This window comes from Pseudomonadota bacterium (assembly GCA_039033415.1).
In the GTDB taxonomy this organism is placed as follows: Bacteria; Pseudomonadota; Gammaproteobacteria; order Xanthomonadales; family SZUA-38; genus JANQOZ01.
The window spans coordinates 34,778-60,469 of the sequence record JBCCCR010000003.1; the positions used below are offsets into that span (position 1 = coordinate 34,778).

At 59.2% G+C, this 25,692-nt stretch carries 21 protein-coding genes; 13 read left to right on the forward strand and 8 right to left on the reverse strand.

What is annotated here, in order from left to right; translation table 11 throughout:
• The first annotated feature begins 9 nt into the window (after positions 1 to 9).
• The 7 genes from AAF358_03050 to AAF358_03080 are packed head-to-tail and all read left to right on the forward strand — an operon-like array spanning position 10 to position 7,751.
• Positions 10 to 1,587, forward strand: coding sequence for a bifunctional 3-(3-hydroxy-phenyl)propionate/3-hydroxycinnamic acid hydroxylase (locus AAF358_03050; protein MEM7704500.1), 1,578 nt, complete (start codon positions 10 to 12; stop codon positions 1,585 to 1,587).
• On the forward strand, positions 1,584 to 3,497 hold the full coding sequence (locus tag AAF358_03055) for an acyl-CoA synthetase (GenBank protein MEM7704501.1): 1,914 nt from the start codon (positions 1,584 to 1,586) through the stop codon (positions 3,495 to 3,497). The genes AAF358_03050 and AAF358_03055 overlap by 4 nt, the downstream gene beginning before the upstream one ends.
• The gene (locus AAF358_03060; protein MEM7704502.1) at positions 3,484 to 4,524 is read left to right on the forward strand and encodes an NADP-dependent oxidoreductase; all 1,041 of its coding nucleotides are present in this window, start codon (positions 3,484 to 3,486) and stop codon (positions 4,522 to 4,524) included. Before AAF358_03055 ends, AAF358_03060 begins: the two co-directional genes overlap by 14 nt.
• Positions 4,521 to 5,081: a carboxymuconolactone decarboxylase family protein gene (locus tag AAF358_03065; GenBank protein ID MEM7704503.1), complete on the forward strand. Its 561-nt coding sequence runs from the start codon at positions 4,521 to 4,523 to the stop codon at positions 5,079 to 5,081. Before AAF358_03060 ends, AAF358_03065 begins: the two co-directional genes overlap by 4 nt.
• A gap of 1 nt (position 5,082) precedes the next feature.
• A complete protein-coding gene (locus tag AAF358_03070; GenBank protein ID MEM7704504.1) occupies positions 5,083 to 5,895 on the forward strand; it encodes a fumarylacetoacetate hydrolase family protein in 813 nt (270 codons plus the stop codon).
• Complete coding sequence (locus AAF358_03075) at positions 5,892 to 6,905, forward strand: glutathione S-transferase family protein (protein MEM7704505.1); 1,014 nt, start codon at positions 5,892 to 5,894, stop codon at positions 6,903 to 6,905. Before AAF358_03070 ends, AAF358_03075 begins: the two co-directional genes overlap by 4 nt.
• Complete coding sequence (locus AAF358_03080; protein MEM7704506.1) at positions 6,906 to 7,751, forward strand: pirin family protein; 846 nt, start codon at positions 6,906 to 6,908, stop codon at positions 7,749 to 7,751. It begins immediately after the preceding gene.
• A gap of 20 nt (positions 7,752 to 7,771) precedes the next feature.
• Here the strand turns inward: AAF358_03080 and AAF358_03085 are convergent, their stop codons facing one another.
• From AAF358_03085 to AAF358_03105, 5 genes are read right to left on the reverse strand one after another with little or no spacing between them, the layout of a single operon-like run.
• Complete coding sequence (locus tag AAF358_03085) at positions 7,772 to 8,452, reverse strand: carboxymuconolactone decarboxylase family protein (protein ID MEM7704507.1); 681 nt, start codon at positions 8,450 to 8,452, stop codon at positions 7,772 to 7,774.
• The gene (locus tag AAF358_03090) at positions 8,449 to 9,933 is read right to left on the reverse strand and encodes a hypothetical protein (GenBank protein ID MEM7704508.1); all 1,485 of its coding nucleotides are present in this window, start codon (positions 9,931 to 9,933) and stop codon (positions 8,449 to 8,451) included. The genes AAF358_03085 and AAF358_03090 overlap by 4 nt, the downstream gene beginning before the upstream one ends.
• 24 nt (positions 9,934 to 9,957) lie before the next feature.
• The gene (locus AAF358_03095; protein ID MEM7704509.1) at positions 9,958 to 12,351 is read right to left on the reverse strand and encodes a TonB-dependent receptor; all 2,394 of its coding nucleotides are present in this window, start codon (positions 12,349 to 12,351) and stop codon (positions 9,958 to 9,960) included.
• 31 nt (positions 12,352 to 12,382) lie between these two features.
• Positions 12,383 to 13,453 carry an aromatic ring-hydroxylating dioxygenase subunit alpha gene (locus tag AAF358_03100; GenBank protein MEM7704510.1) on the reverse strand — a complete coding sequence of 357 codons (1,071 nt, stop codon included), beginning with the start codon at positions 13,451 to 13,453 and terminating at the stop codon, positions 12,383 to 12,385.
• A gap of 60 nt (positions 13,454 to 13,513) precedes the next feature.
• On the reverse strand, positions 13,514 to 13,708 hold the full coding sequence (locus AAF358_03105) for a hypothetical protein (protein MEM7704511.1): 195 nt from the start codon (positions 13,706 to 13,708) through the stop codon (positions 13,514 to 13,516).
• 374 nt (positions 13,709 to 14,082) lie between these two features.
• Between AAF358_03105 and AAF358_03110 the strand changes: the two genes are divergently transcribed.
• Positions 14,083 to 15,039, forward strand: coding sequence for a VOC family protein (locus AAF358_03110; GenBank protein MEM7704512.1), 957 nt, complete (start codon positions 14,083 to 14,085; stop codon positions 15,037 to 15,039).
• Positions 15,032 to 16,732, forward strand: a complete 1,701-nt coding sequence (locus AAF358_03115) for an FAD-dependent monooxygenase (protein ID MEM7704513.1) — start codon at positions 15,032 to 15,034, stop codon at positions 16,730 to 16,732. The genes AAF358_03110 and AAF358_03115 overlap by 8 nt, the downstream gene beginning before the upstream one ends.
• 57 nt (positions 16,733 to 16,789) lie before the next feature.
• On the opposite strand, the gene AAF358_03120 is transcribed toward AAF358_03115, so the two are convergent.
• The 3 genes from AAF358_03120 to AAF358_03130 are packed head-to-tail and all read right to left on the reverse strand — an operon-like array spanning position 16,790 to position 20,922.
• Positions 16,790 to 18,772 (reverse strand): 3-hydroxyacyl-CoA dehydrogenase NAD-binding domain-containing protein, encoded by a 1,983-nt coding sequence (locus AAF358_03120; GenBank protein ID MEM7704514.1) that lies wholly within the window; start codon positions 18,770 to 18,772, stop codon positions 16,790 to 16,792.
• A 38-nt stretch (positions 18,773 to 18,810) separates the two neighbouring features.
• Complete coding sequence (locus tag AAF358_03125; GenBank protein ID MEM7704515.1) at positions 18,811 to 19,824, reverse strand: glutathione S-transferase family protein; 1,014 nt, start codon at positions 19,822 to 19,824, stop codon at positions 18,811 to 18,813.
• Positions 19,825 to 19,839: 15 nt separating this feature from the next.
• Positions 19,840 to 20,922 carry a glutathione S-transferase family protein gene (locus AAF358_03130; GenBank protein ID MEM7704516.1) on the reverse strand — a complete coding sequence of 361 codons (1,083 nt, stop codon included), beginning with the start codon at positions 20,920 to 20,922 and terminating at the stop codon, positions 19,840 to 19,842.
• Positions 20,923 to 21,057: 135 nt separating this feature from the next.
• On the opposite strand from AAF358_03130, the gene AAF358_03135 reads away from it, so the two are divergent.
• The 4 genes from AAF358_03135 (at position 21,058) to AAF358_03150 (ending at position 25,674) form a co-directional block, all read left to right on the forward strand.
• On the forward strand, positions 21,058 to 22,779 hold the full coding sequence (locus AAF358_03135) for an arylsulfatase (GenBank protein ID MEM7704517.1): 1,722 nt from the start codon (positions 21,058 to 21,060) through the stop codon (positions 22,777 to 22,779).
• Between the two features lie 29 nt (positions 22,780 to 22,808).
• Positions 22,809 to 23,672: a glutathione S-transferase family protein gene (locus AAF358_03140; protein MEM7704518.1), complete on the forward strand. Its 864-nt coding sequence runs from the start codon at positions 22,809 to 22,811 to the stop codon at positions 23,670 to 23,672.
• A gap of 5 nt (positions 23,673 to 23,677) precedes the next feature.
• Entirely contained in the window at positions 23,678 to 24,751 is a 1,074-nt protein-coding gene (locus tag AAF358_03145; GenBank protein MEM7704519.1) for an alpha/beta hydrolase, read from the forward strand.
• A gap of 107 nt (positions 24,752 to 24,858) precedes the next feature.
• Complete coding sequence (locus AAF358_03150) at positions 24,859 to 25,674, forward strand: TetR family transcriptional regulator (protein ID MEM7704520.1); 816 nt, start codon at positions 24,859 to 24,861, stop codon at positions 25,672 to 25,674.
• The last annotated feature ends 18 nt before the right edge of the window (positions 25,675 to 25,692 follow it).

Here is a 25,692-nt window from a genome sequence, read left to right on the forward strand (position 1 = left end):
TCGCTAAAGATGCCGGGCAACCCTGACGTCGTCATCATTGGGCTTGGGCCAGTTGGCGGTGTGCTGGCGGCACTGTGCGCCCAGTCCGGGCTGTCGGTCACGGTGATTGAACGGGACACGGAGGTCTATCGACTGCCGCGCGCGGTGGCGATGGATCACGAGGTATTGCGGCAGGTCAATCTGATTGGCGTGGCTCAAGACGTGTTGGCTGCCAGCAACCCCTCGGAAGGCTACGAATTCGTCAATAGCCGGCGGGAGATTTTGGTCGCCCGGTATCAAACCGGTCTGATGCCCACCGGATACCCTTTTGCCAACATGTTCCATCAGCCTTCATTTGAGGCTGCTGTGCGCCGTCGGCTGGCGGAGCTTAACAACGTTCAAATCCTGCTGGGTAGCGAACTGGTTGCGCTGGAGCAAAGCGACGACGAGGTGAGGGCATCGATTAAAACGCCCGGCGGCATCGACTCACTCTCTTCCCGTTACCTCATCGGCTGTGACGGCGGCCGCAGCTTTGTGCGACGCTGGCTCGAGACCCCGATGGAGGATCTCGAGTTTGACGAACCGTGGCTTGTTGTCGACGTTAGACTGCCCGATGGCGTGGAAACCATCTCCACCAAGGGCATGCAGCTGTGCGACCCGGACCGACCGACAACCAGCACCCAATCGGGCCCCGGGCGCCACCGGTGGGAATTCATGCTTATGCCCGGTGAGGCAACGGACGAAGTGACAGATCACGAGGCCATTCGCCAACGGCTGGCGGACTGGGTCGATCCTGAGGCCGTCACCATCGAACGTTCCGCCGTCTACCGATTTCACGGGCTGGTGGCGGAAAACTGGCGTGCTAACCGGATCATGATCGTTGGGGATGCCGCCCACCAGATGCCACCGTTTCTTGGCCAGGGTTTGTGCTCTGGCGTGCGGGACGCGCTCAACCTGGGCTGGAAGCTCGCGGCCGTAGCGGCAGGGAACGCCAGCGACGCCTTACTGGATACGGTGGCATTCGAACGCGCGCCTCACGTGAAAGCCATCACGGCTGCAGCCATTGAGCTTGGAAGACTCGTCTGCGTCACCGACCCCACCGAGGCTGCGGAGCGGGACCGGCAGTTCAAGGCCGATCAGGCGGCCGGCCGGCCACCACCATTTCCCCCGATGCCGGAGATTCATAACGGCGTACTCAGCGACGCCACAGCTGGCAAGGTGTTTCCTGAGCCGTTTGTTCCAAGCCGTGGTGCGCCGCCCGCGCGGCTCGATGATGTTGCCGGCTACGTGCCGCTGTTGATCGTCGGCAAAGACTTTGAACGCTCCTCAGAAACTGAGGTGGCGCTGAAGAAAATCCTCGCCGCTTCGCCGGACCTGCGTATCTGTAAGCTCGGCTCCGAAGATCCGGAATTCCTCACAATCCAGGATCCGGACAACCATGTGCAAGAAATGCTTGCCGACCAGCAAGCGCTGCTGGTGAAACCCGACCGGATTGTTTTTGGCGGCGGTCCGCTGGCGCTGCTGGCACAACACTGGGAAGACTACATCAACGGCGTTAGCACCCTTCGGGCCAAACCCGTCGCCTCGTCCGACGCGAGAGTTGCATGACCGGCGCGGTCAAAATCACCTCGCTTGCCGACATCGAGGCCTATGAGGAAACGCCCTGCGAGGAACGCTGGCGCGGGAACAGCACTTACAACCTGATTCGGCGCACCGCCGACCTTCATCCGGAACGGCCAGCGATGAAGTTTCAGTTTTCTGTCGCTGTGGACGAAGCGCCGCTCGTCTATTCTTACGCGGAGCTTCTGCGTCGAATACACCAGAGCGCCAACAGTCTTTTCGCAGCGGGCCTGGCTCCGGGAGGGATTGCGTCAATCATTCTTCCCAACATCGCCGAACACCACTTCGCCAACTGGGGCGCCCAGACGCTGGGGATCGCCGGCCCCATCAATTACATGCTGGAATCCAACGCTCTGCGCGACATCATGCTCGCGTCGGGCACCGAGGCGGTGTTTGTGCTGAGCCCTCACCCGGATTACACCATCTGGGAAAAGACTCTGGCGATTGTCGACGAGGTCCCATCACTAAAGGCCATATTTCAGGTTGCCATTCCCGGCTCGCAGCCCGTCCAGGAAACCCGGTCCACGGGGGGAATTCCAATCGTGGATTTTGCGGCCGCGCTCAACGCCGCTGACGGCGCCCGGCTCAGTTTCGAGCGGGAAATTGATAAAGAAGAAGTCGGGATCTACTTTCATACCGGCGGTACCACCGGGACCCCTAAGATTGCCCAGATCAGCCATCGGAACCAGGTCCACGTCGCTTCCACCAAGGCAGAACTCTTTAATCTCACCACAAGCAGTGTGGGAATCTGTGCGCTACCGCTGTTTCACGTCAACGCCGTTTTCAATACGGGGCTCAATTTTTTCGCCGCGGGCGGACACGTCGTATACCTCACACCGCAGGGCTTTCGCACCCGAGGGCTCATTGACCATTTCTGGCAGCTGATCGCCCGCTATCGCGGCACGATGTTTAACACCGTACCCACCGTGGTTTCCGCCTTGCTGGAACGGCCGCTTAACCATATCGACATCAGCTCCCTGGATTTCGTCAGCTGCGGGGCAGCGCCGATTTCCCGGGAAGTCTTCCGTCAGTTTCAGGAAGCGACGGGGGCCAACATTCTTGAGGGCTATGGGCTGACCGAAGGCACCCTGTCGAGCAGCAGCAATCCTAAGGACGGCGAGAAACGACTGGGCTCCATTGGGCTGCGCTACCCGTACCAGCAGATGAAGTGTGTGGTTCTCAATGAGAACAACGAGTGGGTGCGAGACTGCGATGTGGACGAGGTCGGCGTGATTGTGATTCGCGGACCAAATGTATTCATGGGCTACAAACAAGCCGAAGCCAATGTCGGCCAGTTTATGGATGATTGGTTCATCACCGGCGATCTCGCGCGCCAGGATGCCGATGGGTATTTCTATCTGGTCGGGCGGGCCAAGGACCTGATCATTCGCGGCGGCAACAATATTGATCCGAAGGGCATTGAAGATACGCTCATGACTCATCCGGCGGTGGCGCTGGCCGCGGCCGTGGGACAACCCGACGCCTATGCTGGCGAGCTCCCCTGCGCCTACGTGACGATCAGCGAGGATTTCGACGGTGATCTGGCGGCCCTGCCGCAGGCGCTGCGCGATTTCGCTAAACAACACATCAGTGAGCGAGCGGCCGCACCCGTGCACGTTGAGGTCGTTGACGCCATGCCGATGACCGCCGTCGGCAAGATCTTCAAGCCCGACCTCCAGATGCTCGCGATCCAGCGAGTCCTCGGAGCAGCTTTGCACGAGGTCCATCCCGAGATCCGAATTTCCGTCAGCAAAGACGACCAGCGCGGCATGCTGGCCGCCGTTACGCTTCCTCCGGACGCGACAGTTGCGACCACGCAGAATGCGGGCAAGGCCCTCGATCAGTTCACCATTGTCTACGACATATCAAACCAGGAATCAGCAAATGACCAGCAATGAGCAAAACCAGCGGGTGGTTCTGGCCTCCCGCCCGGATGGCGCCGCCAAAGCCGAAAACCTGCGCTTTGAAACAGCGGAAAAACCCACCGCCGGAGACGGCGAAATCCTGCTGCGCAGCATCTTTCTTTCGCTCGACCCCTATATGTTCGGCCGCATGAGCGCATCAAAAAACTACGCCGCATCGGTCGACATAGACGGCGTGATGGTGGGTTCATCGGTATGCCAGGTCGAAGCCTCCAACCACGACGGCTACCAGGTTGGCGAGTGGGTAGTGGCACCCACAGGCTGGCAAAGCTATTCGATTTCCAACGGCGAAGGTCTGCGGAAGCTCGGTGCAGAACCGGAGATGCCGTCCTATGCGCTGGGCATTTTGGGAATGCCTGGATTTACCGGCTACATCGGCCTGACCCAGATCGGCAAACCCAATCCCGGCGACACGCTGGTCGTGGCAGCGGCAACCGGCCCGGTCGGATCAACCGTGGGCCAGGTGGCCAAGATCAAGGGATGCCGCGTAGTCGGTATCGCAGGCGGTGAGGAGAAGTGTCGGCACGGCAAAGAAGTTCTTGGCTTCGACGACTGCATTGATCACCGCGCGGAGGACTTTGCCGAGCAGCTGGCCGCTGCTTGTCCCGACGGCGTCGACATCTATTTTGAGAACATCGGCGGGAAGGTATTTGATGCCGTCGAACCGCTGCTGAATACCGGCGCCCGCATACCGGTGTGTGGCCTGATGGCCTTCTATGGATCCCCCGCCGCAGCCGATGGGCCAGACCGCATACCGCAGTTTATGCGCACGGTGCTGGTGAAGCAGCTCCAGATCCAGGGGTTTGTTGCCCTGCAAAACTTCCCCGAGCATATGAATGAGTTTCGCGAACAGATGGCGCAATGGCTCGCTGAAGGCAAGATCCAATATCGCGAGAGTCGAGTTGATGGGCTTGAGAATGCGCCGGAAGCGTTTATCGGGCTCCTGCACGGATCAAACTTTGGCAAAGTCGTTGTCAACGTCAGCGAACCCATCCAGGCATGAAACGTCTGCCCATGCCGGCGGCGGACTCGCTGACGCCGGACCAACAGACGGTTTATGACAAGGTGGTGGCCGGTCCGCGTGGGCGGATCGCCGGAGCGCTGCAGTTCTGGCTGCACCGCCCGGAGCTGGCGGATCGGGCCCAGGAACTGGGCGTGTATCTTCGCTACAACACCGCTCTGCCCGCCAGGCTGTCGGAACTGGCCATTTTGGTCACGGTACGTCACTGGGGTGCTGAGTTTGAATGGATCCATGCGCCGCTAGCGATCAAGGCCGGCGTACCTGAAGCTGCGGTGGAGGCACTGAAGCAGGGCCAAACGCCCGAGTTCCGCGAGGCCGACGAGCAGCTCGTCTATGAGATCACGCGCGACATTCTGCTAAACCGTCATTTGTCCGATGACCTTTATGCCAGAGGTGTCGACGAACTGGGCCAGGACGCTTTGGTCGACCTGAACGGCATTCTGGGCTACTACACGCTGATCTCCTTTACGCTGAATACGTTTCACGTGCTGCCTGAGCCTCGCGAACCCGGGTGGGTCAAAGAGGTGGGTATCAATTGATATGAACGCCGATGAAATCTCCGGCATCGCCGACGCATTTGTGCATGCGCGGCGGACGGCATGCATACTCGATGCCTACCCCGGGAAGATTCCGGAATCGCTCGACGATGGGTATCGCATCCAGGACGCCGCCATCGCGCTTTGGCAGGACACGATCGGCGGCTGGAAGGTCGGACAGATCCGGGTTGAGCATCGAGCAAGGTTTGGCTCCGATCGAATTCTCGGTCCACTTTTTCGCCAGCATATCTTTGAGTGTACGGATTCAAGCGGACCCGAGATGCCGTTGTTTGAAGGCGGGTTTGCCGTGATCGAGGCGGAATACATTGCGGTCCTTGGTGACAATGTGCCGCCCGGCAAAGCTGAGTGGACCCTCGACGAATCCATGGACGCCATCGCAGACCTGCGCCTCGGAATCGAGACCGCGGGCAGCCCGCTGCCGGCCCTCAACAAGCGCGGCGCTGCGGCCGTTGTTTCCGATTTTGGGGCGCACGGCGGCCTGGTGGTCGGCGGGTCCATCGACGGGTGGAGAGAGAGAGATTTGGACAGCCTCGAGTGCGAGGCCTTTATCAACGAAAAATCCGTCGGCCGGGGCGGACCGCGCAATCTGAATGATGGCGTGGCCCGCTCGGTGCAGGCGATCCTTCAGGCCACCCACCAACGTGGCCACCCTCTCACGCCAGGTTCCCTGATTACGACGGGCGCCACAACGGGGGTGCATGCGGCCAGACCGGGAGACCAGATTCGTGTGGACTTTGGAGGTGATGGCAGCGTGGCCTGCACCATTACCGCGGCCACACCGGAGGAGGAAGGATGAGCGGTATTCTCCTCAGCTGCGCAATATTTATTGCTGCGCTCGTGCTGATCTGGTTTTTTGAGAACCGAAGGCGCGATCCGCATCCAGTGCCAGACGGACACCGGCCCGAGATCAGCCTGCCGTACGAGCAGGAGTTTGAGCTTTACCACAACGCGCTCTCGGTGTGCTCCATGAAGGTACGGGTGTGCATGGCCGAGCTACAGATTCCGTACAAAAGCCATCATATCGACCTGATTGAAACCGGCGCCTACGAAACGACCCGGGCCAGTTTCCGACGCATCAATCCCGCGGGGACGGTGCCGGTACTGGTACACAATGGCCATCCCATCTACCAGTCTCACGAGCAAATCCGCTACGCGGCGCAGTACTGTCCGGCCGGCGTGGAGCCTCTGGTTCCAGCGGACCCGCAGCTGCGAGCCTTAATGGAAGAATGGGTTGACCGCTCATCCCTCACCGTCGATCCGCTAAGCAACATGGCGGCCAGCGCCGGCAATTCCGTACCCGGGCAGACCCTGCCACTGTTTGCCACGATGATCGAGAAAATCGCATTCTGGCGGATTGTTGAGGGTCTGCTGTTTCACCACAAAAGGCGCATGCCGATGTTGTTTGTGGCGCTGAAGCTGAGGGGATTGGCCATCTTCGCCGGTGACGAGATGCCTGCGAAGCTCCTGGCCGACTCTCGGGAGCATATGCACACGCACCTGGATGCGTTAGAGCAGCAGCTAAAGGCAAGCGATGGCCCCTGGATTGTCGGCAAAGACTACACGCTGGCGGATGTATCCTGGCTGGTGATTTTTGAGCGACTGCTTCAGGCGGCAGTGCTAGAGGTGTTCGTCAGCGAAGACCAGCGGCCGGAATGCACAGCCTACTGGCAGCGGTTGCGCGAGCGACCGGCGTACCGTCAGGCCATCATCGACCACAAACACCCCATCGTGGTTTACGGCACGGAGCGCCTGCGGGACAGCAAAGCTCAGGATCCCAACCTGCGCGGTGTACTCGAGGGCGCGTAGGTGCCGGTCGTCCAGACCTTCGCAGCCCATCACACCCTCGAAGGCGCCGGCTTTGAGGTCAAACGACCACTGCCGCTATCCGCTCTGCCCTCCCTCGGTCCGTTTATCCTGCTTGACCACATTGGCCCCACTGAAGTGGCGCCGGGAAAAGCCGTAGGCGCCCCGACCCATCCTCATGCCGGCATCGAAACGCTGTCCTATTTTCTGGAAGGCAGCGGGTTGCACTATGACAGCCTCGGCAATCGTGCCATCACCGGGCCGGGCGAAGCCCAGTGGATGCGCGCCGGTCGCGGCATCATTCACGATGAGGGACCGGACGAGGAGATGCGGCGTCACGGTGGCCGAAGCCACATGGTACAGCTTTGGATCAATATGCCGGGGGACCGGAAAGGGGAACCGCCGGCTTACCAAACGCTAGCCCGAGATGCGATTCCCACCGTCGACTTTGCCGGTGGAGCTCGCTTTCGATTAGTCCTGGGTCACCTGCCGACGTCGCGCGCGCCCCTTGAGACCTGGGGCAACCCGTTGCTGCTGCATGGTTCACTTCGGGCGGGACAATCCAGCCTGGTTACGCTACCCCCACAGGAGGAGTTGGGCCTATTTGTGCTGACCGGCACGGTCAAAGTTGACGGCGCTGCCGTCAACGCGGACGAACTCGCGATCCTGGATCCCACCAGCGACCTCCAGCTGGCACCAGAAAAGAACGCCGAGGTGCTTGTGTTGGGGGGCGACCGGGTCCCAGACCAGATGGTTCGCCACGGCCCGTTTGTCGCCAACAGCCCGGCGGAAATGCATGAAACCATCCGCGCCTATCAAAGCGGTGCGTTTGGAACGCTGACGAAATAGGTTACCGGACCCATAGACCACTAGGACGCGTGCCGGCCGACGCTCCACTCCACCTGGCTCAGGTGGTCATTTGAGTAATCCAGCGGCGATTTTTCAAGCGTCGTGGCAAAGGTGTCATTCCACCGGTTCAGAAACCCCATGTAGGCGATGGCAGCGACGATATCGATGATCTGCGCATCGCTGAAGTGTTTTTTCAGCTCATCAAAATGCTGGCTGGTCGTGGCGTTGGGCACCTGACCGGCCGCAAACGCGATGCTGACGGCAGCCCGTTCCGCGGGACTGTAGTGCTCGCTGGTTTCGTAGTTCAGGATATCGTCGACCTTCTCGCGGCTTGCATCGTGGTGAGCACAAAGCATGGCGCTGTGGGCCTGACAATAGCGGCAGCCGGACGATAAGCTAACGGCAAAAAACACGAGACTGCGCAGTTCCTGGGTAATGGGTTCCGGGGTCGGATCCTTCCGGTGGTTAAACTTGTAGCGAATGCTGGCAAGGATGGCCTTGAGGGGCTTGGTCTTGGATTCGCTGGCACCGCGAAACACGGCCTCGGACAACATGCCAAAGCCCTGCATGAGTTCTATGTGATGAGACATAATAAACATTGAGTTGGGCACAAAACCGCCCATCACCTGCTCAATCGTTTTCCATACAGGTTCAAATTCCGGCAGATCTTCGCGCCGGCGTCCGGTGAGTCGTTGTGTCATGGTATCTCCCGATCGAGGCGTTTAAGACCCGCTAGCGTGCGCGCCCTGCCCACCGAATAAAGCTGAGTCAGCTCAAAAAATTTTCTGGCGTTTACCCGGTCACCCAGCGTTAGGTAGGTAGCGGCCAGCAGTTCCGCCATCGGCTGAACCGGTTTGATGGGGCCCGCCTCTGCGGGCCAGTCTAGGTCAATTTCCGTCGCCCTGTGCAAAAGCGCTAGGGCGCGTTCTTTGTTCCCTTTGGCAAGCGCCAGCTGCGCCTCCAGCGCCATCTTCAGCAGCGCTGCGCCCATGACCGTGCGCGGACCCGTGTCAGGCAAGATGGGGGCGCCCATCTGGGCAAAGTACTGACCCGCCGTTTCGACATCCGCCAGCTTCAAGGCCGCAAGACCACGCACATAATGGTCCGTGACTACCCAGTAATCTGGTAACCCGGTTAGGTCCACCTGGACCTTTAGCAAATCGCTGTCCCAGTCGAGTGTATCAACGATGTAGGACGCCCGCGCTTCCACAAACACCTGCCGCGCCATGGGATGAACGTGCCCATACTTCTCCGCCTGCCGGGCGATTTTCGCTAGATATTGACGTGCCTTGTCGTGCTCGCCGGTCTGCTGAAACCCATAGGGAATCCAGTGCAGCGAGTGAAAGGTCTCGGGGTGGTAGGGCGAATCGGGGTCTTTCATTCGCGAGACCGCTTCCTCAAAGGAATCGATGTTGCGTTCAAGGCCCAGCTGCCAGCGACCCGTGGCGTAGTAGATATGCGCGCCCATGTGTAGCGCATGAACCGCCGACGGCGCCACCTTGTAGTAGTCGCGCGCCGCACGAAGGCCTAGCGGGGCATGGATCGTGTCGTCGTAGCTGTGAATGTTGTAGTGCAGTGCGCCAGGGTGAAGTGGGTTGCGGTCGAGTATTTCCTCCGTGATGGCGCCGGCCTGCATGTAGTAGTGGTAATTGCGGCCGTTGGATTTCGCCAGAATCGACATCGCGTAGAAGGCAGCGGCGTCCAGATCATCCGGGTAGGTTTCATGTAGGGCCTGGAGCGCATCGGAGTATCCGTTTCGCCGAGTCTGAAGATCCCCCTCGGCAAACAGGACTTCGATGCTTGCAAGATAGCCACGTTCCCGTTCGGTGCGCCCGAGAGCGACGCGCGATGCCGAATCCGGACCCATTTGCTTGAGCACCGCACGCGCCGAATCCAGGTCCGTTGACGGCCACAGCGGGTGCCACCAGGTTAACGCTTCGCCCCACCAGGCCATGGTGAAATCGGGATCAAGAGAACGGACTTCCCTGAAGGAGCCCCGGGCGTCAGCGTATTCAAAGTTGTGCAGCTGCAGCAGTCCGCGCAGAAACACCGCGTGGGCCTCACCCGACCCGGTGGCTTCAAACCGGGTACTGCCATAGTTTTCTTCCGCAGTGCTGAACGAAGGTGCGCCGAGCAGCAGAATGCCCAGCGCACCCAAAGCGACGATCAAAGGGCGCATCATCGCCAATTCCTTTCCGGTCGCGCGTTAGAAGTTATATCGCATCCGCACACCGTAGGTACGAGGTGGCGTGGGGCTGTAACCCACCAGCTGGTAGATCTGGGTGTGATTCAAACCGGCGGTAAAGGTCGCGTCCTCGTCGATGTTATTGATATACGCCACAACCGAGAACCGGTCGTCGGCTGGTCGGTACGTGAGACTGGCGTTAAAGACCGTCAGATCCGGGACCCGCTGCTCAGCCAGGAACAGGGCGGTCGTCCAGACCTGGTCTCGATAGGAGGCGTTGATGTTGGCGTCGATGGTTCCGCCGGAATCAAGATTGAAGGTGTGAGTGTAATCCGCGTTAGCCGTCCAGCGCGGCGACCGGGTGGCTTCAAAACCGCTGCAATCGATGAGCAGCTCGGGCGTTGGCCCAAACGGCGGTGGCAATGGCAGAGTTACGCCGGTCGGTGCTATGGGGCACGACACGTTGGGTGGTGTAAACGGTGCCGCCTGCGTATAGCTGAAGGAATCATATTCCGCGTCCAGAAACTCTGCGCCAAAGCGAATCAGGTCGTTCTCGGTTGCGGCAAACAGCAGATCAAAACTCGCCCCCTGAATCGTCGTTTCACCGGCATTGATGGTGTCCTGGCCGATGATGCCCAGCTCATCCGGCCCGACCACATTTTCCTGCCGGTTCGTGTAGTCCCAGAAAAAGATATCGCCATTCAGCTGCAGGCGGCCATCCAGAAAGAGATTGCGGAAACCAATTTCGAATGCGTCCAGCTCTTCCGGCTCGAATGCTTCCCCGACAACTGCCGACAACCCACCGGCTTTGTAGCCCGTGGAGAAAGTGACAAACACCATGTTGTCCGGGGTCAGGTCATGCTCGATACCAATCTTAAAATCGGTGCTGTCGAAGCTGACCTTCTGCGTATCGGGGCCGGACACCAGGCACGCCGCAACGCCATTGATAACCTGTCGGTTTGGCGCCACGGGCGGACAGTCAAACGCCTGATCGATCGACCAGCGACGGAAATCGGGTTTAACCTGCTCGTCGTCACTGTAGCGCAGGCCGGTGATCAACCGGGTGCTGTCGGTGAACGAGTACGTCGATTCGGCAAAGATCCCGAAACCTTCATTTTCGAATCGGTTTTCGACGAAGATGGTTTGAACCGGCCCCTGATTGACTCGGGTGGGACCGTATTGGTCTTCGTCAAAGAGAAACAGCCCGGCCACCCAGTCAAACCGTTCTGTGCTGTTGGCCAGGCGCGCCTCAAAGACGGTTGCTTCGGAGGTTTCCGGCTCGCCGGTAAACGGGTCGCCGATCTGGAACTGGGGGCCAGGCGTATTCAGGAAGAACGACTCGATTTCCTGATACGAAGGCACAACCGTTAAGGTGCCAAAATCCAAATCCACCTCGAGCGTGGCGCTGATATCCCAAGTCTGCATGTCCTGGGTTGCGGTGTCACCGATCAGCCGAACCCCTGAAATAAAGCTGGTATCGGGGGGGAACGGAGGCGACGGTGCGGGGCCTAGATTCAGCGCGTCAGTAACCCAAGGGAAAGCAAAGTCCGGGAAGGCAAAACCGTTACCAAAAACGTTAGCCAGAATGACGTCGTTCCCACCGGGAAAGATCGACTCCCAGGGGTCGGAAGCACCGGCGTAGGTAAATCCACCGAGACCGCGCCCGCCAAAGTCGGCGTATTGTGCCTGCGCCCGCAGTGAAACCCGTTCGTTCGGCTCCCACAGGGTCTGCACGCGCAGGGCCCAGTGGTCATCGTCCATGGTGTCGTCAGACATGAAGCCATCGCGGTCGATGCTCAGCGCTGAGATTCTGGTGGCAAAGGTATCCCCAATCGGGATGTTGATGGCGCCGTCAACCTGGATCTTGCCGAAGTTGCCGAAGTCGCCGGAGATGTAGCCCTCCTGCTCGCCGAGCGTCGGCCCACGAGTAATCAGGTTGACCGCGCCGCCGGTTGCGTTGCGGCCATAAAGCGTGCCCTGGGGCCCCTTCAACACCTCGATCCGCTCAAGATCAAAAAACGCCGCGTGCACCGACTGGGTGCGGGCCAGGTAGGCGCCGTCTTTACTGAGGGCAATTGCCGGACTGCCAACAACCGTCGCGTTCGGCGTTCCGACCCCGCGGATAAACATCTGCAGCTGCGGCCCCGCCAACCCAATCTGCAGCGCCGGCACCTGGGTGGATACATCGACGATCGTGTTCAAACCTCGTTCGAAGATGGTGTCTGCATCAAAAGCTTCAATGATCAGGGACGAATCCTGAATGCTTTCAGCTTTGCGTGCGGCAGTGACGATGATTTCTTCGAGCGCCGCGTCGGAGCCCTGGGCCAGTGCGATCCTCGGCATCGAGGTCGCGACGACGCTACAGAGCATGGCTATGACGACAAAGCCGCCGGTCAGCTTGGATGTTTTTCTCATCTGGATCGCCTCGCTGTGGTCAGATTGTTTTTCATTCGGAGTACTCTTGCTGCACCCAGTCGAGCATCACCCGCCTAAAAAGCAGGCCCGCCTGGTCGCCGGCAATTTTCATTTCGTTGTAATCAATGTGGTCGTTGTCGAGCAGGGTCTGCATGTGGTTGCAGGCCCAGCGGTCTTCTGCGAAACCTTCGGCCAGATGAGACTTCAGGCCCGCGTAGTACGCCTCGTTGTCCAAGGCAAAGTCGTTGGACATCGACCACCAGTAATGGGTGGATGACCGGGTTTCCGGGGTCAGGTAGTGCATGATGTGCTGTTTGAACACTTCCCGGTCGGGCGCGTCTGGCTCGCCCACATATATCGGCGCATAACCCTTAAAAACGCCTGGCGACACGAACATGCCGCCGTCCCACCGTTCAACGGGCCTATCCTTTATCCGCTCCTGAATGTCTGGCGGCAAGATGCCGATGGACCTGGGATCCTTATCGATGCGGTTGCACCATACGCGGCCATCGACCTTTTTTACCTCGGTGGGTAATTCGAAGAAAAAATCCCCGAAGTAGAACGTATCCTTGTGAAGGTACGCAAAATGGGTCAGGTCATTCAGGTTTTCCTGCATGAGCATGTAGCTGCCCTGGTAGTCTGCCGAGTCAAAGACGGTTCGAAAACCTGGATCGGAGAGAAACGGCAGGTCCGGCAGCGTACTTTCATCGGGCTGTTCCGGATCGCCCATCCAGATGAACACGAATGGGCCCATTTCACGCAATGGGTACTTATGCAGGCGTCGTTTTGACGTCTTTTCCTGGCATGGAATTCGCGCGATTGACCCGTCCGGGGCGTAGCGCAGCCCGTGGTATCGGCAAACCAGGTTGTCGCCTTCCAGATAGCCTTTCGCCAGCGGAAAAGACCGGTGCAGGCAACGATTCTGAAACGCCACCGGTTCACCTGCCTCGGTTCGATAAAAGACAATCGAACGTTCGAGCAGCGTCTTGGCGCGAGGCTCGCGGGTAAACTCCTCCGCCAGTCCAGCGACGTACCAATGGTTATAAACCAACGGCAGGCGAATGTAGCTTTTGACGCTCTTGATGTGGTCCGCGTAATCCATCAAAGAACTCCATTCGGAACGACGTGCGTAGGCTGACGTCCCACCTGACAGGCCCGATTACTAGGCAATGCTGATGCTCTCCAAAGATTCGACCGTGACAGCGGCAATCAAATCGGGCGCAGCCTGAAGCGACCGCACGCGTTTCTGCGCAGTCATCACAATTTCTTCGAGCATTAGCCCCATTTTTGGTGTCGTAGCCGACACGGCGAAGGCATCAGAATTGACAAACCAAGCAATATTTCCGGAAGGGATCATCGACAGCGCCGCGCAGTGATCTCAAATATTCCGAACATGTGATTCCCCTCACCGTAAGGATGTTTTGCTAGCCCCAATCCGCGGGCGACGACTGCAACCCTGCGGATAGATCCTTTATGATCTTGCTGCGGTCCAGGTCGTCTAATGACACCGAAGCGAAGCTCCAAAATCCGGAAGAACGCCATTAACGCGTATCGTCCTTATGCCTGTTTCGGCGGCTTTGGTGTGGCGAGAGACCTTGGGCCGGCGCCCGGCTAGAATTAGTCAGCTAGCGCAAACAATTTACTTGTTTTTTGAATTGGTTCAAAATATAGGCCAACCATGCGTGCTGGTCAACATATTTTGCGGCCAGAATTTCGATAAGTGGAGTAAACATGAACACTCCGGTCTCCGGTCCCAAAGCATCCGATCTCTCCTACCTTCGCTTCAGCGCCCCGGATTTGGATGTAATGCATACGTTTCTCAAAGACTTCGGCCTAAAGGTCACTCGGGGAGAAACCTCGGATGGAACGCCGGCCCTGTTCAGCCGGGGCACCGACGCCGACCCCTTTATCCACTCAGTTGAAGAGGGTGAACCGCGTTTTCTTGGCCTGGGTTTTGTGATGTCTGCGGCCAACGATCTGGAATTGCTTGCCGGCTTGCCAGGTGCATCGCCAATCGAAGCCATGGAAACGCCCGGCGGTGGCCATCGCGTTCGATTTGAGGATCCTCAGGGATTTGTCGTTGACGGGTTTTTCGGCTGGGAAGGCACCGCTCTAGCATGTCCGGAGCAACGGGTGCCGGTCAATTCTGGCGAAAACCGCGCCCGGCGAGGTGCACCGGTACGCCTGAAGGCAGGCCCCGCTCACGTGAAGCGGCTGGGCCACGTGGTGCTTTTTGTCAACCACTTTCGCGACAGCGAGGCCTGGTACAAGGAACGCTTCGGGTTCGTCACGTCGGACGAAATCTGGGTCGAAGACGAGTCCAACGTTCTCGGCGCCTTCCTACGCTGCGATCGCGGCCCGATACCCACGGATCACCACAGCATCTTTTTGATCGGCAACCCCGACGCTGCGCCGGCGCTGCAGCATGCAGCTTTTGAGGTCAACGATTGGGACGACGTGATGCTAGGCCACGATTATTTGATCGATAAGAACTACAAACCTCAGTGGGGCATCGGCAAGCATATCCTGGGCAGCCAGGTGTTTGATTACTGGCACGACCCCTACGGACATATCCTCGAGCACTTTTCTGATGGCGACGTCTTCGACGCAGACCATCCGCCAGGCTTCCACTCGGTCGACGTGCTCCGCGGTACTCAGTGGGGACAGAGGTTTCCTCATCATGATTGAGACACCGATACTCATTGCCGGCGGCGGGCCGGTTGGGCTTGTGCTGGCTCACGAACTCAATCGGCTGGGTGTCGATGCCATTTTGCTGGAGCGAAATCCAACAACCACGCGACACCCGAAGATGGACATCACCAACGGGCGCAGCATGGAGATTTTTCGCCGGCTAGGTCTGGTGGATGCTCTGCGCGCCGTCGCAGTTCCGGAAGACCATCCCGTTTCCGTGATCTGGTGCGATGACATGGTAGGAACGGAACTGGCGCGGTTCGATTATCCAAGCGTGCAGGAGATGCGAAAGCTTCTGGCCGAGAAAAATGATGGGACCATGGCACTGGAGCCGGGCATGCGGGTTTCCCAGGTGCTGCTTGAGCCGGTCTTGAAGCAACACCTTGATGACCACAGCCAACACATCACGCTCATGTTTGGCTGGAGCCTTGAGTCGCTGACGCAGGATGAAGAGGGCGTCACCGCAACCATTCGATCCACCGAAACTGGCGAGACCCAGCAGGTTCGCAGCCAATACCTGGCCGGTTGTGACGGCGCGGGCAGCGTGGCGCGGAAAACTCTGGGCATTCCTGTCAATACGATTACGCCACTCGATTTTGTCGCTGACGACGACCGAACCAACTACCGCGACGTGGCCCGGGGCGAACCGCCAGCTGACGCCCCACGCGTCGACCCCATGTTCATGATCCACTGGGAATCGAATGATCTGGACGTCTTCGAGCGGTACGGTATCGCCTGGCACCTGCAGTCGCCTTTACGCTGGAGCATTATTTCCCAGAACGACAAAGATACCTGGACCATCCACGTGCCGGTTCCCCTTTATCCTGAAGTGGAGCAAATGGACCCAAAGGAGTTTCTGTTTAAGCTCCTGGGATGTGAGTTCGATTGCCGGGTGCTCGTCGCCAACCCCTGGTATCCGCGCCTCGGCCTGGCGGATGCCTATGGCTCGGGCCGAGTATGGCTGGCGGGTGATTCGGTACACCAGGTGATCCCCACGGGCGGCTACGGCATGAACACCGGCGTCGGAGACGCGACGGCGCTGGGCTGGGTGCTGGCGGCCAACGTCAATGGCTGGGGAGGCGAGAAGCTCTTTCAGGCTTACGAGAACGAGCGCCGCCATGTCGGTGCGCGCAATCGCCTGGCGTCTGCCCGTCACTCCGCAATCCGTTACCACATCAATCGAAATACGCCGGAAGACTTTCGCGCCGAGGGGTCCGCCGGAGAGCAAGCCCGGCATGAGATTGGCGCGTATATCCAGGACGCAGGCAACCTGGAAAACGACGCCTGGGGCATCGAGTGGGGTTATCGCTATGACGATTCACCCGTCATCTGCCACGAAGACGGCCCGGCGCCGGCCTATGAATGGGAATATTACGACCCATCGTCCTGGCCCGGTGGCCGCCCTCCCAACGTATTTCTTGAAGACGGCCAACCGCTATTCGATCGCTTCGGCACCGGTTTTACGCTGTTAAATTTTGCAGGTCTTGATTGCGCCACGCTGGTGGCAGCGGCGGAGGCGGCCTCGATACCGCTTGATGTGGTTGAGATTCGCGACGAGCATGCGGCCAGGCTCTACGACCGCAATCTGGTATTGATTCGCCCGGACCAGCACGTCGCCTGGCGCGGCAACGCGGCCCCGGCAGACCTTCACGCGGCGGGGGAAATTATGGATCGGGTACGCGGAGTCTGACCGACCCAGCAGCCAGTCTCTGGGCGAACACAGTCCCCGGTGCGACGGATGGCTAACCTACAGACCTTCTTCTTCCGCGTACCACATAGGACCTCCACGGTAGCGAGGAAATCCATAGCCGTTTAGCCAGATCACATCGATATCGCTGGCTCGCTGCACGATCCCCTCGGCAAGAACCGCCCTGCCCTCGTCCACAATGGCCGACACCAGCCGCCGGCAGATCTCGTCAGCGGAAAACTTCCTTTGCTCAATGCCCAGTCGGGCCGCCGTTTCGCGAATCAGGGTGATGGCACCGTCGTCCACCAGGCGTTGGCCGTCTTCGTATCGGTAAAACCCGGCACCGGACTTCTGCCCGATTCGGCCCTCTTCCACAAATACCGTGGACAGCGCAAAGTAAGTGGGATCGTCAGGCAGATTCGGCTGGTGTTTGCGGGCCTTATAACCAATTTCCAGGCCGGTGAGATCAACCACCTGCAGCGGACCCATGGCCATCCCCCAGTCGCGGAACGCCGAGTCAACCTGGTCCGGCGTCGCCCCTTCCAGCAACAGGTTCTGCGCCTCTGCACCGTAGCGCGCATAAATACGATTGCCGGCGAATCCGTAGCAAACCCGGACGGTAACGGGAATCTTTTGCAATCGCTTGCCCAATGCAACGATCGTCAACAGCACCTCGTCTGACGTATCAGCCGCCCGAACCACCTCGAGTAATTTCATGATGTGGGCGGGGCTGAAAAAATGCATGCCCACCACCTGCTCCGGGCGACGGGTCACCTGCGCGATCTGATCGATATCCAGGTAGGACGTGTTGCTGGCCAAAATCGCATCAGGCTTACAGACCGCGTCCAGTTCCGTGAAGATGATGGTCTTGACGTCCAGGCTCTCAAACGCCGCCTCGACAACCAGATCGACATCAGCCAGGGCGCTATATTCTGTAGTCCCGGCTACGAGATCGCATCGCCTGGCAAGCTCAGCTTCCTCCATCCGACCGCGGCTGACCTGACGTTCGTAGTTACTCCGGATCTTGTCGAGACCCGCGTCCACCTTGGTCTGATCAAGCTCCAGCAGCACAACCGGGATTCCGGCGTTGGCAAAGCAGATCGCAATCCCGACGCCCATGAGACCGGCACCAATAACGGCCACCTGCTCAACCGACCTAGGCTGCGCCGACTCGTTAACGTCTTCAATCTTCGCGCAGCGCCGCTCGGCAAAAAAAGCGTGGCGCATGGCACGCGACTGGGACGATTCTCGACAGGCCTGGAACAGCCGCCGTTCCTCGATGATCGCTTGATCAAAGGGCAGCTGTACGGCGTTTTCAATCGAGTCGATGCCGTACTGAACCGCCAGCTGACCGCGTTTCTTTTTCGCCATCCTGTCCCGCCACTGTGCGAACAGGCTGGCGTACTGAGTGTCTTGTTCGAGCACCACATCGGCTAGGCGCCGGATTGCGGCCCCACTATCGATAAGGCGTCGGCCTGCGTTAAGCGCAGCGTCTAACAGCGCGTCATGGCTCTCCGTATCGACCACCTCGTCCACAAGCTGGCGACCCAGTTCTGAGCGCACCTTCACCTGCCGACCGGAGGTGATCAGATCCAGCGCAACCGGAATACCGGCGAGCCTGGGCAGCAGCTGGGTACCGCCGGCCCCGGGCAGCAGGCCGAGCGTCACCTCCGGAAAGCCAACTCTGGTCCCGGGATGGGCAATGCGGTAGTGGCACGCGAGAGCCGTCTCAAATCCACCGCCAAGCACCGTTCCATGCAGGGCAGCGATGATCGGCTTTTGACTCCGAGCAATGGTAAGCATCAAATCCGGTGTGATCGGGTCCACTGGCGGCTTGCCGAACTCGGTAATGTCTGCCCCGGCAATAAACGTGCGGCCGGCGCAGATCAGGACGGCGGCCTTGAGCGCAACATCCTGGTTCAGACGGCCAACCGCGTCATCAATCCCCTGTCGCACCGTCAGCGACAGCGCGTTGACCGGCGGATAATCAATGGTCACGACGGCGATATCGCCGTGGGTGGTGAAGGTTACAGGTTCGCTCATGAGCGGGTTCCTTGTGAGACGGCGGAGGTTAAGCCAGGTCAGGCTCCATCGTTCAGGGCCAGCAAAGGCTGCAAACAACCGGCGTCACCAAGGATCGGATCGAGCGCCTGCCGGTCCACCAGGCCGTTGAACTTCTGCTGCAGTGCTGCCAGAGATTTCGCGTGATATTTCTGCGGCCTCTGAGTCCAGGTGTGCCCCGCAAGTTCGACGCTGAATGACTCCGCGCCCGACTTCAGTGCTTCCCGGTTGGCCAGCGACCACGGCAGAAATCGCGCACCCACCTGGCTGGCCAGAAAAGGGGTGAGCGTCGGCGCCAGCTCATCCAAGGACTCGAAGTCTCCCTCAACCCGTGGCCACATCATGCGCTGCAGCCACGCCAGGACGTGATTAAACCTTGCGAGGATCAAGGCGCCCGGCGAGGGATCGGTGGCCGCGCTCTGGATCTGCGGCGCCAGTCCAAAGTCGGCAAACGCCGGCCGATCTCCCAGCAGATAAGCCCGGGACGCCAGATGTGCGTCGAGCAAAGACAGGGCTTCGCTGAACCCGTTTTCAATGTGCCGTGCATTGTGTTCGTTGGATCCGACGAACCATACGCGCCCGGTCATTCGCTCGATGACCGCGTCCGCCGCCGAGGTGAGGGCATCGATTTCCACGTCCGGCTCACGCATGGCGGCAATTCGAAGCGCCGCGCTCCGCTGGTCCACCGGGCGCGCCCAGCGAAAGTGGAACATCCACTTATTAGCCCATTCGTCTCCGAATTCCTCAAGCAGGCAGGAGACAAATCGCAACGCGGGATCCGCGGGATCCATAGTCGGACCGTCGCTGACCGACTCAAGCTTCTCGATGATGGGGGTTGAGTCCTGCATCCCGGTGCCGTTCGGCGTGATTACGACGGGGATCACCGGGATTCGGAAGTGCTCCTGGAACTCGGTTCGAGCTGCTGCGCTGGCAACAATCCATTCGTGATCGATACCTTTGAATCGAAACCAGGATCGGATCTTGACCGAAAACGGAGACAGCTCTGACCCGATAATTCGGTAGAGGCTTGACACGCGGGCGTTGCTGAATCAGCCGAACAGCGCTTCGCGCCAGCTGCGCCGCCCGATCATGGTCGCGAGGAATTTCATCTTGAAGCCAAAACTGTCCATTTCCGGCACGTGCGGCGATGGCGAGTAGCCGAAGGGCCAATTGACAACCGCGAATTCAAACGACGGCCGCGAAAACGCCCGCGCCACATATTCTTCGACGCGCGGCCGGCCCGCGGCACCTTTCAGCGAGTCCCCCAGACCCAGCCAGTAGAGGCGGTATAGGCTGACCGTCCACATCACGTCGGCCATGGTGAAATCGGCACCGAAGGTCCATGGGCCAGAGTGGGTCTTCAGTTGGGCCTCGAGGTCATCAGCGTGGTTAGCCATCTCGGCGTAGGCGTGGCGCATGCTGTCAGCGTCGTGGACAAACTTGTCGCTGCCGGATTCCTTGGAAATCTTCGCCTTGTAGGCCTCAATCAGCGGGTCTCCCGGATGCAGTTCAGCAGCCATCGCGTTGAGTGCTCGGATCTTGCGATCCTGAACACCCTCGATATTGGAGGCGAGACCGGGGGGCCTGCGGTCACCGTCCGGATTAGCGCCATAGAGAATCGCCACGTGCGGCGCCCGATCCACAATGTCGCCCTGTTCAGCAATGGCTTCCGCCAGGCCTTCCGGCACCAGCCGAGTACCGGTGTCAACTTCGCCCTCGAGATACTCACAGATGGCAGAGGAGTCAACGACGACGTGCTCCTTCTGGTGATCGACCAGGGTCGGCACCACGCACGGATCAAGCCCCTGCTGACTGACCGAGGACTCGCCGGTGTAGCCCGTGGCATAACCTTCGTTGTGCTGCCCGAGCAGCCGCATGCGCACGTAGGTGGGACGGTAGTTCTCCGGGATCGCCTTGCCGTCCGGCATGATGTTCATATCGTGAGACCGGTAGGTAATCTCCTTTTCCGCCATCACGGTGCGCACCTTGTGTGAACAGAGCGACGGGCCGGCGTGATAAAGCTCAAACCGGATGTTGCTGCCGGCTGACCCCCCGATTATCCGATTTCGGTTGTTGGTGCCAAGCTGGCGATTTGCTGCGGAGACGATGGATCTGAAGTCGGCTGAGGTCATTTTTCGCCTACATTTTTTGTGTTGCTAGACATATTTTATTCGATTATATTTTGCCTAGCATCAAATAATAAGTAAATGGCCGTGATCGGACCCTTCCCCGTTCCATATCTCCCCAGTCCCCGGCAGTCGATCAAGATGCTGGGCCTAATCGCACTGTTTCTGTCAGGAATTGCGCTCGCGCAGGACACCGACGAAGCCCCAAAAAAACGACCTAACTTTCTCGTTATTGTGGCCGACGATATGGGCTGGTCCGACGTTGGCGCGTTGGGCGGGGAAATTCGCACGCCGACGCTGAACGAATTGGCCCGGCGCGGCACGCTGATGACCGACTATTACGTTGCGCCTACCTGCGCCCCCACGCGCTCCATGCTCATTACGGGCGTCGACAACCACCAGGCAGGGCTCGGCGTTCAGTCCGGCCTGCGCGCCGCCAATCAGGTGGGCATCAACTACGAAGGCCAGCTACACGACGGCGTTGTCACGGTGGCCGAAGTGCTTTCATCCAAGCGCTACCAGACCTTCATGGCCGGCAAGTGGCACCTGTCCTACGACACGGCCCAGGAGCCGCAGAATCGGGGCTTTGACCAGTCTTTTGCTCTGATCCCGGGCGGCGCCAGCCATTTTGGCGACCAGCTGTCGATTAGCCCGATGGAAGTCGCCCATTACGTGGAAAATGGGCAGACGATCAAAACGCTGCCTGCCGACTGGTACTCGAGCATCGGGTACACCGACAAGATCCTGGAATACCTTGACGCCCGGGAACGGGAGACTCCGTTTTTTGCCTATCTGGCCTTCACTGCGCCTCACGACCCTCTGCAGGTCCCGGATGAATGGCTGGACCGCTACGATGGCCACTACGACATCGGCCCGGTCGCCACGCGTGAGGCCCGAGCGAAACGCCAGGTCGAACTGGGCCTGATCTCCGCCGAGGCGGGCCTTTGGCCGTATGCCAGATTTCCCGGTTGGTTTCCGAATCACGCCGAGCCCTGGAACGAGCGAAGCGCAGCCGAGCGGGACGTCGACTCCCGGCCGATGGAGATCTATGCCTCGATGGTCGAGCTGATGGATCAGCAGATTGGTCGCGTAATCGCCTATTTGACGGCGCAGGGAGAGCTTGAGAACACCTATATCGTATTCTTTTCCGACAATGGCGCCGGGAGAACCGGCCCATTTGTCTATCCGGGCGTGACCAAAGATTGGCTCGAAGAGAACTGGGACAAAACCTGGGTGACGCCGGGCAAGCCGCGCAGCTTCACCTCCATGGGTCGCGAATGGGCCAGCGCGGCCGGGACTCCCTGGAAGATGTTTAAGAACACGGTGGCCGAAGGCGGCATTCGCTCGCCGCTGATTGTGAGCGGTCCGGGGGTGGCTGCGAACACATTCAATAAGGCCTTGGCCCACGTCACCGATATAGCCCCAACCATTTACGAACTCGTCGGCGTTAGCCCAGAGGACGATGATCTGTTCAAAGGAAAGGTTGCACCGCAAGGCGCTTCCCTAATGCCGGCGCTGGCCGGGAAGACTGAAACCGTTCGAGCGTCCTTCGGCGTGCACCTGTTTGGCAACCGCGGACTTCGCAAAGGTGAGTGGAAAATCAGCAACATCGGCCCACCCCTGGGCTCCGGCCAGTGGCAGCTGTTTAACCTGGCTAACGACCCGGGCGAGGTTCGGGACCTAGCGTCGGCGATGCCGGAAAAGCTCCAAGAACTCCTCAGCGAATACGATAACTATCTCGCCGCCAATGAAGTTATCCTGCCCGCCGAGTCACCGCTGAAAGCCGAACTTCGCGCGCTTTACCCCGGCGAATGCAGCTGGTGGTGTGAAACAAAATTCAAAGTAATCGGATGGCTCAATTAGGCCCGCCAAACCCAGCTTGAGATAGAACTATGCCAATACTCAGAGACGATGACATTCGGACCCGCGAAGTGCTCGATTGGGAAGGCATCCACCTGCTTCATTTCATGGGCTCTTCCTGTTCGCAGAAGACCCGCATCTTTCTGCACCTGAAAGGGATCAAGTGGGAATCCCATCACGTCAATCTCCCGGAGCGCGAGAACTACACCGAGTGGTTTATGGGGATCAATCCGCGTGGACTGGTACCGGTGCTGGTTGACGACGGCAAGGTCATTATCGAAAGCAACGACATCCTGAACTATCTGGAAAACAAGTTTCCGGAGCCGCCGCTGATTCCCGCCGACGGCAACGCTGAGGCGCAGGAGCTTCTCGATACTGAAGATGCCTTACACCATGATCTGCGGGCCATCTCATTCCGCTATTTTTTCCCCGGCGTGCCGCCGCGTCCCGAAGAGCTGGATCAGCAATATGTGAAGCTCGGCTCCGGCACCGTCGGCGGTGAGGCGGATTCACATAAGGAACAGGAGCTTCGGTTTCATCGCGAGATGCGCGAGCATGGGGGTATATCGGACGACCGAGTTCGCGAGGCCGTCGCCAATTTTAAGGCGGCATTTGACAACCTGGAACATCGCCTCGAAACCTCACCCTACCTGCTCGGTGACGACGTTTCCTTAGTGGATATTGCTTGGTTCATCTACTGCGTACGTCTCCACGGCTCGGGTTATCCGCTGGAGGGCATGCACCCAAACCTGTATCGCTGGTTTGCCGCGCTGAAGGCTCGGCCGGAACTGGCAAAAGAAGTGATGGAGCCGCCGAAAATCGTCGAGCTGCGGACCGCCATGCACCATCAGCAGAGGTCGGACAACACAACGCTCGCTAACGTTGCCGGATTGTAGCGATCGTGACGACGTTATTGCTGGTTCTGATCATGCTGGTGTTGATCTACCAGTTCATGGGCACCCGGCGTCCCCCGCCACCGCCTTACCACCTCGTGAACGCCATTCAGGGCGTCATCTGGCCGGACTCACACACCGGCCAGCCCACCGTGGGCCCACAAGTTGCGGACGATCTGCGCTATCCAGCGACGCCACCGCCGCCAAATACGGCCAATCTCCACGGCGAGATCGAGATTCTGCAGGACGGCACGCCCGCCACCCACTGGTATGCCGAGGCCGCCGGCGTTATCTGGCATTTTGTCACCGCCGGAGATCCGCAGAACACGCCCATTGTGATGCTGCACGGATTGCCGGAGTCCTGGTGGGCGTTTCATCACCAGATTTCGAACCTTTCCAGGGACTACTATGTGGTGGCGCTCGACTGCAAAGGGTACGGCCAGAGCGACAAACGGCTGGACCTTGACTACAGCGCAGCAGGGATGGCCAAAGAAACCGCCACGCTGATCGACCAACTTGGCATCGATGCCTTCATCCTGATCGCCCACGATCGGGGTGCCGTGATCGCCGACCACATGACCAGTATCGAGTCGCTCAAGGGACGCATCACCCGCTACGTACGCATGCAGCAGTCATTTAACGAACCGCACGGCGAACCGCGTCCGCCCCATGAAATGTTTGCAACCCGGCTGGGTGAAGGCAACTTTGCCTACAAAAACGTCATCAACGTTATCTATGACAAGGTGATGTCGGCGGGCCTGAGCCCAAGCACCATTAAGCGCCTCAACTACGAATTCAAATTCGAGGGTGTCGCAAAGGCCGTACGTCGCTACTTTCAGTCCAACAACTTCGACATCGAACACAAGGACCGACATGGTTTTCTGTTTGGCCACATGTCGATGCCTATCCTCATTCTGCAGGGGCGTTACGACGCCGGGCAGCACCCCGAGGAATACGCCAAGTCGGCGGACTTTGTCAAAGATCTACGCGTCGAATTCGTCGATGCCAATCATTTCTCGCACATCGAAAATCCCCAGGCCGTCAACGGCGCGATCCGGAGGTTCCTGGATGATGCCTCATAAAGATGTCCTGGAACTCTATCGTCATCCCGACTAACTGTGCTCACGAAAATTACGCGGGAGGTTCGCCGAGTCTGGCCTGCCGTTCCAGGCTGCAGGAAGGATACCCGATGGCGGTGGACGTCACGCCAGAACTTGACGCGGCAGCAGCTTTGCTGAGGAACTCAATAACCCGTAATTTTGCTTACCGACAAATATATACGTATATATACTTGAATTCTCCACGCAGCGGCTCCGCTATATTATTGGGCTTTCGTCGCCGCGGACAACACATGGGAAAAGACAGCTTGGCAGCAAGCTCACCAATCACTCGCAAGCGTCGACCCCAAGAGCGCGCTGAGACCACCAAGCGCAAACTGCTTGACGTGGCGATTAAAAAATTCACGCGACATGATTTTGATGCGGTGGCCGTCCGCGATATCGAGGTCGAGGCCGGCGTTCAGCGAAACCTTCTTAAGTATCATTTCGGCAGTAAAGACGACATCTGGAAAGCTGCGGCCCAGGAGATTTTCGAGGGCCTGGACGCCTTTATGGCTTCGCGGCAGGAACTCATGCGCGACTTGCCCCCGCGCGAACGCGTGGCTTATATCATCCGAAGTTTCTCGAGATACTCGGCGAGCAACCCCGAGCTGCATCGGCTGATGATCCAGGAAGGCAAGCAGGAAAGCTGGCGGCTGCGCTGGATCGTCGACAACTTCGTTCGAGAGAACGCCAAAGAGCTGCGCGCCATGCTGGGGCGGGATGTCGGCCTGGACGACGCAGATTTTGTGCACTGGTATTACCTCTTCGCCGGCGGCGTTCCGGTGATGTTTTCCATGGCGCCGGAAGCCCAATTACTGTTTGGCATTGACGTCTGTGCGGACGATATCGTCAGCCGGCATGCCGACATGATGGTAGACCTGTTGCTAACCCGACTGGATAACTAGGTCACTCCACCCAACTGA

Coding starts and splice junctions, on each gene's coding strand:
- AAF358_03130 (MEM7704516.1), bottom strand. CDS start 20,922: ATGACCTCAGCCGACTTCAGATCCATCGTCTCCGCAGCAAATCGCCAG.
- AAF358_03110 (MEM7704512.1), top strand. CDS start 14,083: ATGAACACTCCGGTCTCCGGTCCCAAAGCATCCGATCTCTCCTACCTT.
- AAF358_03140 (MEM7704518.1), top strand. CDS start 22,809: ATGCCAATACTCAGAGACGATGACATTCGGACCCGCGAAGTGCTCGAT.
- AAF358_03135 (MEM7704517.1), top strand. CDS start 21,058: ATGCTGGGCCTAATCGCACTGTTTCTGTCAGGAATTGCGCTCGCGCAG.
- AAF358_03150 (MEM7704520.1), top strand. CDS start 24,859: ATGGCGGTGGACGTCACGCCAGAACTTGACGCGGCAGCAGCTTTGCTG.
- AAF358_03085 (MEM7704507.1), bottom strand. CDS start 8,452: ATGACACAACGACTCACCGGACGCCGGCGCGAAGATCTGCCGGAATTT.
- AAF358_03050 (MEM7704500.1), top strand. CDS start 10: ATGCCGGGCAACCCTGACGTCGTCATCATTGGGCTTGGGCCAGTTGGC.
- AAF358_03095 (MEM7704509.1), bottom strand. CDS start 12,351: ATGAGAAAAACATCCAAGCTGACCGGCGGCTTTGTCGTCATAGCCATG.
- AAF358_03060 (MEM7704502.1), top strand. CDS start 3,484: ATGACCAGCAATGAGCAAAACCAGCGGGTGGTTCTGGCCTCCCGCCCG.
- AAF358_03120 (MEM7704514.1), bottom strand. CDS start 18,772: ATGAGCGAACCTGTAACCTTCACCACCCACGGCGATATCGCCGTCGTG.
- AAF358_03065 (MEM7704503.1), top strand. CDS start 4,521: ATGAAACGTCTGCCCATGCCGGCGGCGGACTCGCTGACGCCGGACCAA.
- AAF358_03100 (MEM7704510.1), bottom strand. CDS start 13,453: ATGGATTACGCGGACCACATCAAGAGCGTCAAAAGCTACATTCGCCTG.
- AAF358_03070 (MEM7704504.1), top strand. CDS start 5,083: ATGAACGCCGATGAAATCTCCGGCATCGCCGACGCATTTGTGCATGCG.
- AAF358_03105 (MEM7704511.1), bottom strand. CDS start 13,708: ATGATCCCTTCCGGAAATATTGCTTGGTTTGTCAATTCTGATGCCTTC.
- AAF358_03115 (MEM7704513.1), top strand. CDS start 15,032: ATGATTGAGACACCGATACTCATTGCCGGCGGCGGGCCGGTTGGGCTT.
- AAF358_03090 (MEM7704508.1), bottom strand. CDS start 9,933: ATGATGCGCCCTTTGATCGTCGCTTTGGGTGCGCTGGGCATTCTGCTG.
- AAF358_03055 (MEM7704501.1), top strand. CDS start 1,584: ATGACCGGCGCGGTCAAAATCACCTCGCTTGCCGACATCGAGGCCTAT.
- AAF358_03075 (MEM7704505.1), top strand. CDS start 5,892: ATGAGCGGTATTCTCCTCAGCTGCGCAATATTTATTGCTGCGCTCGTG.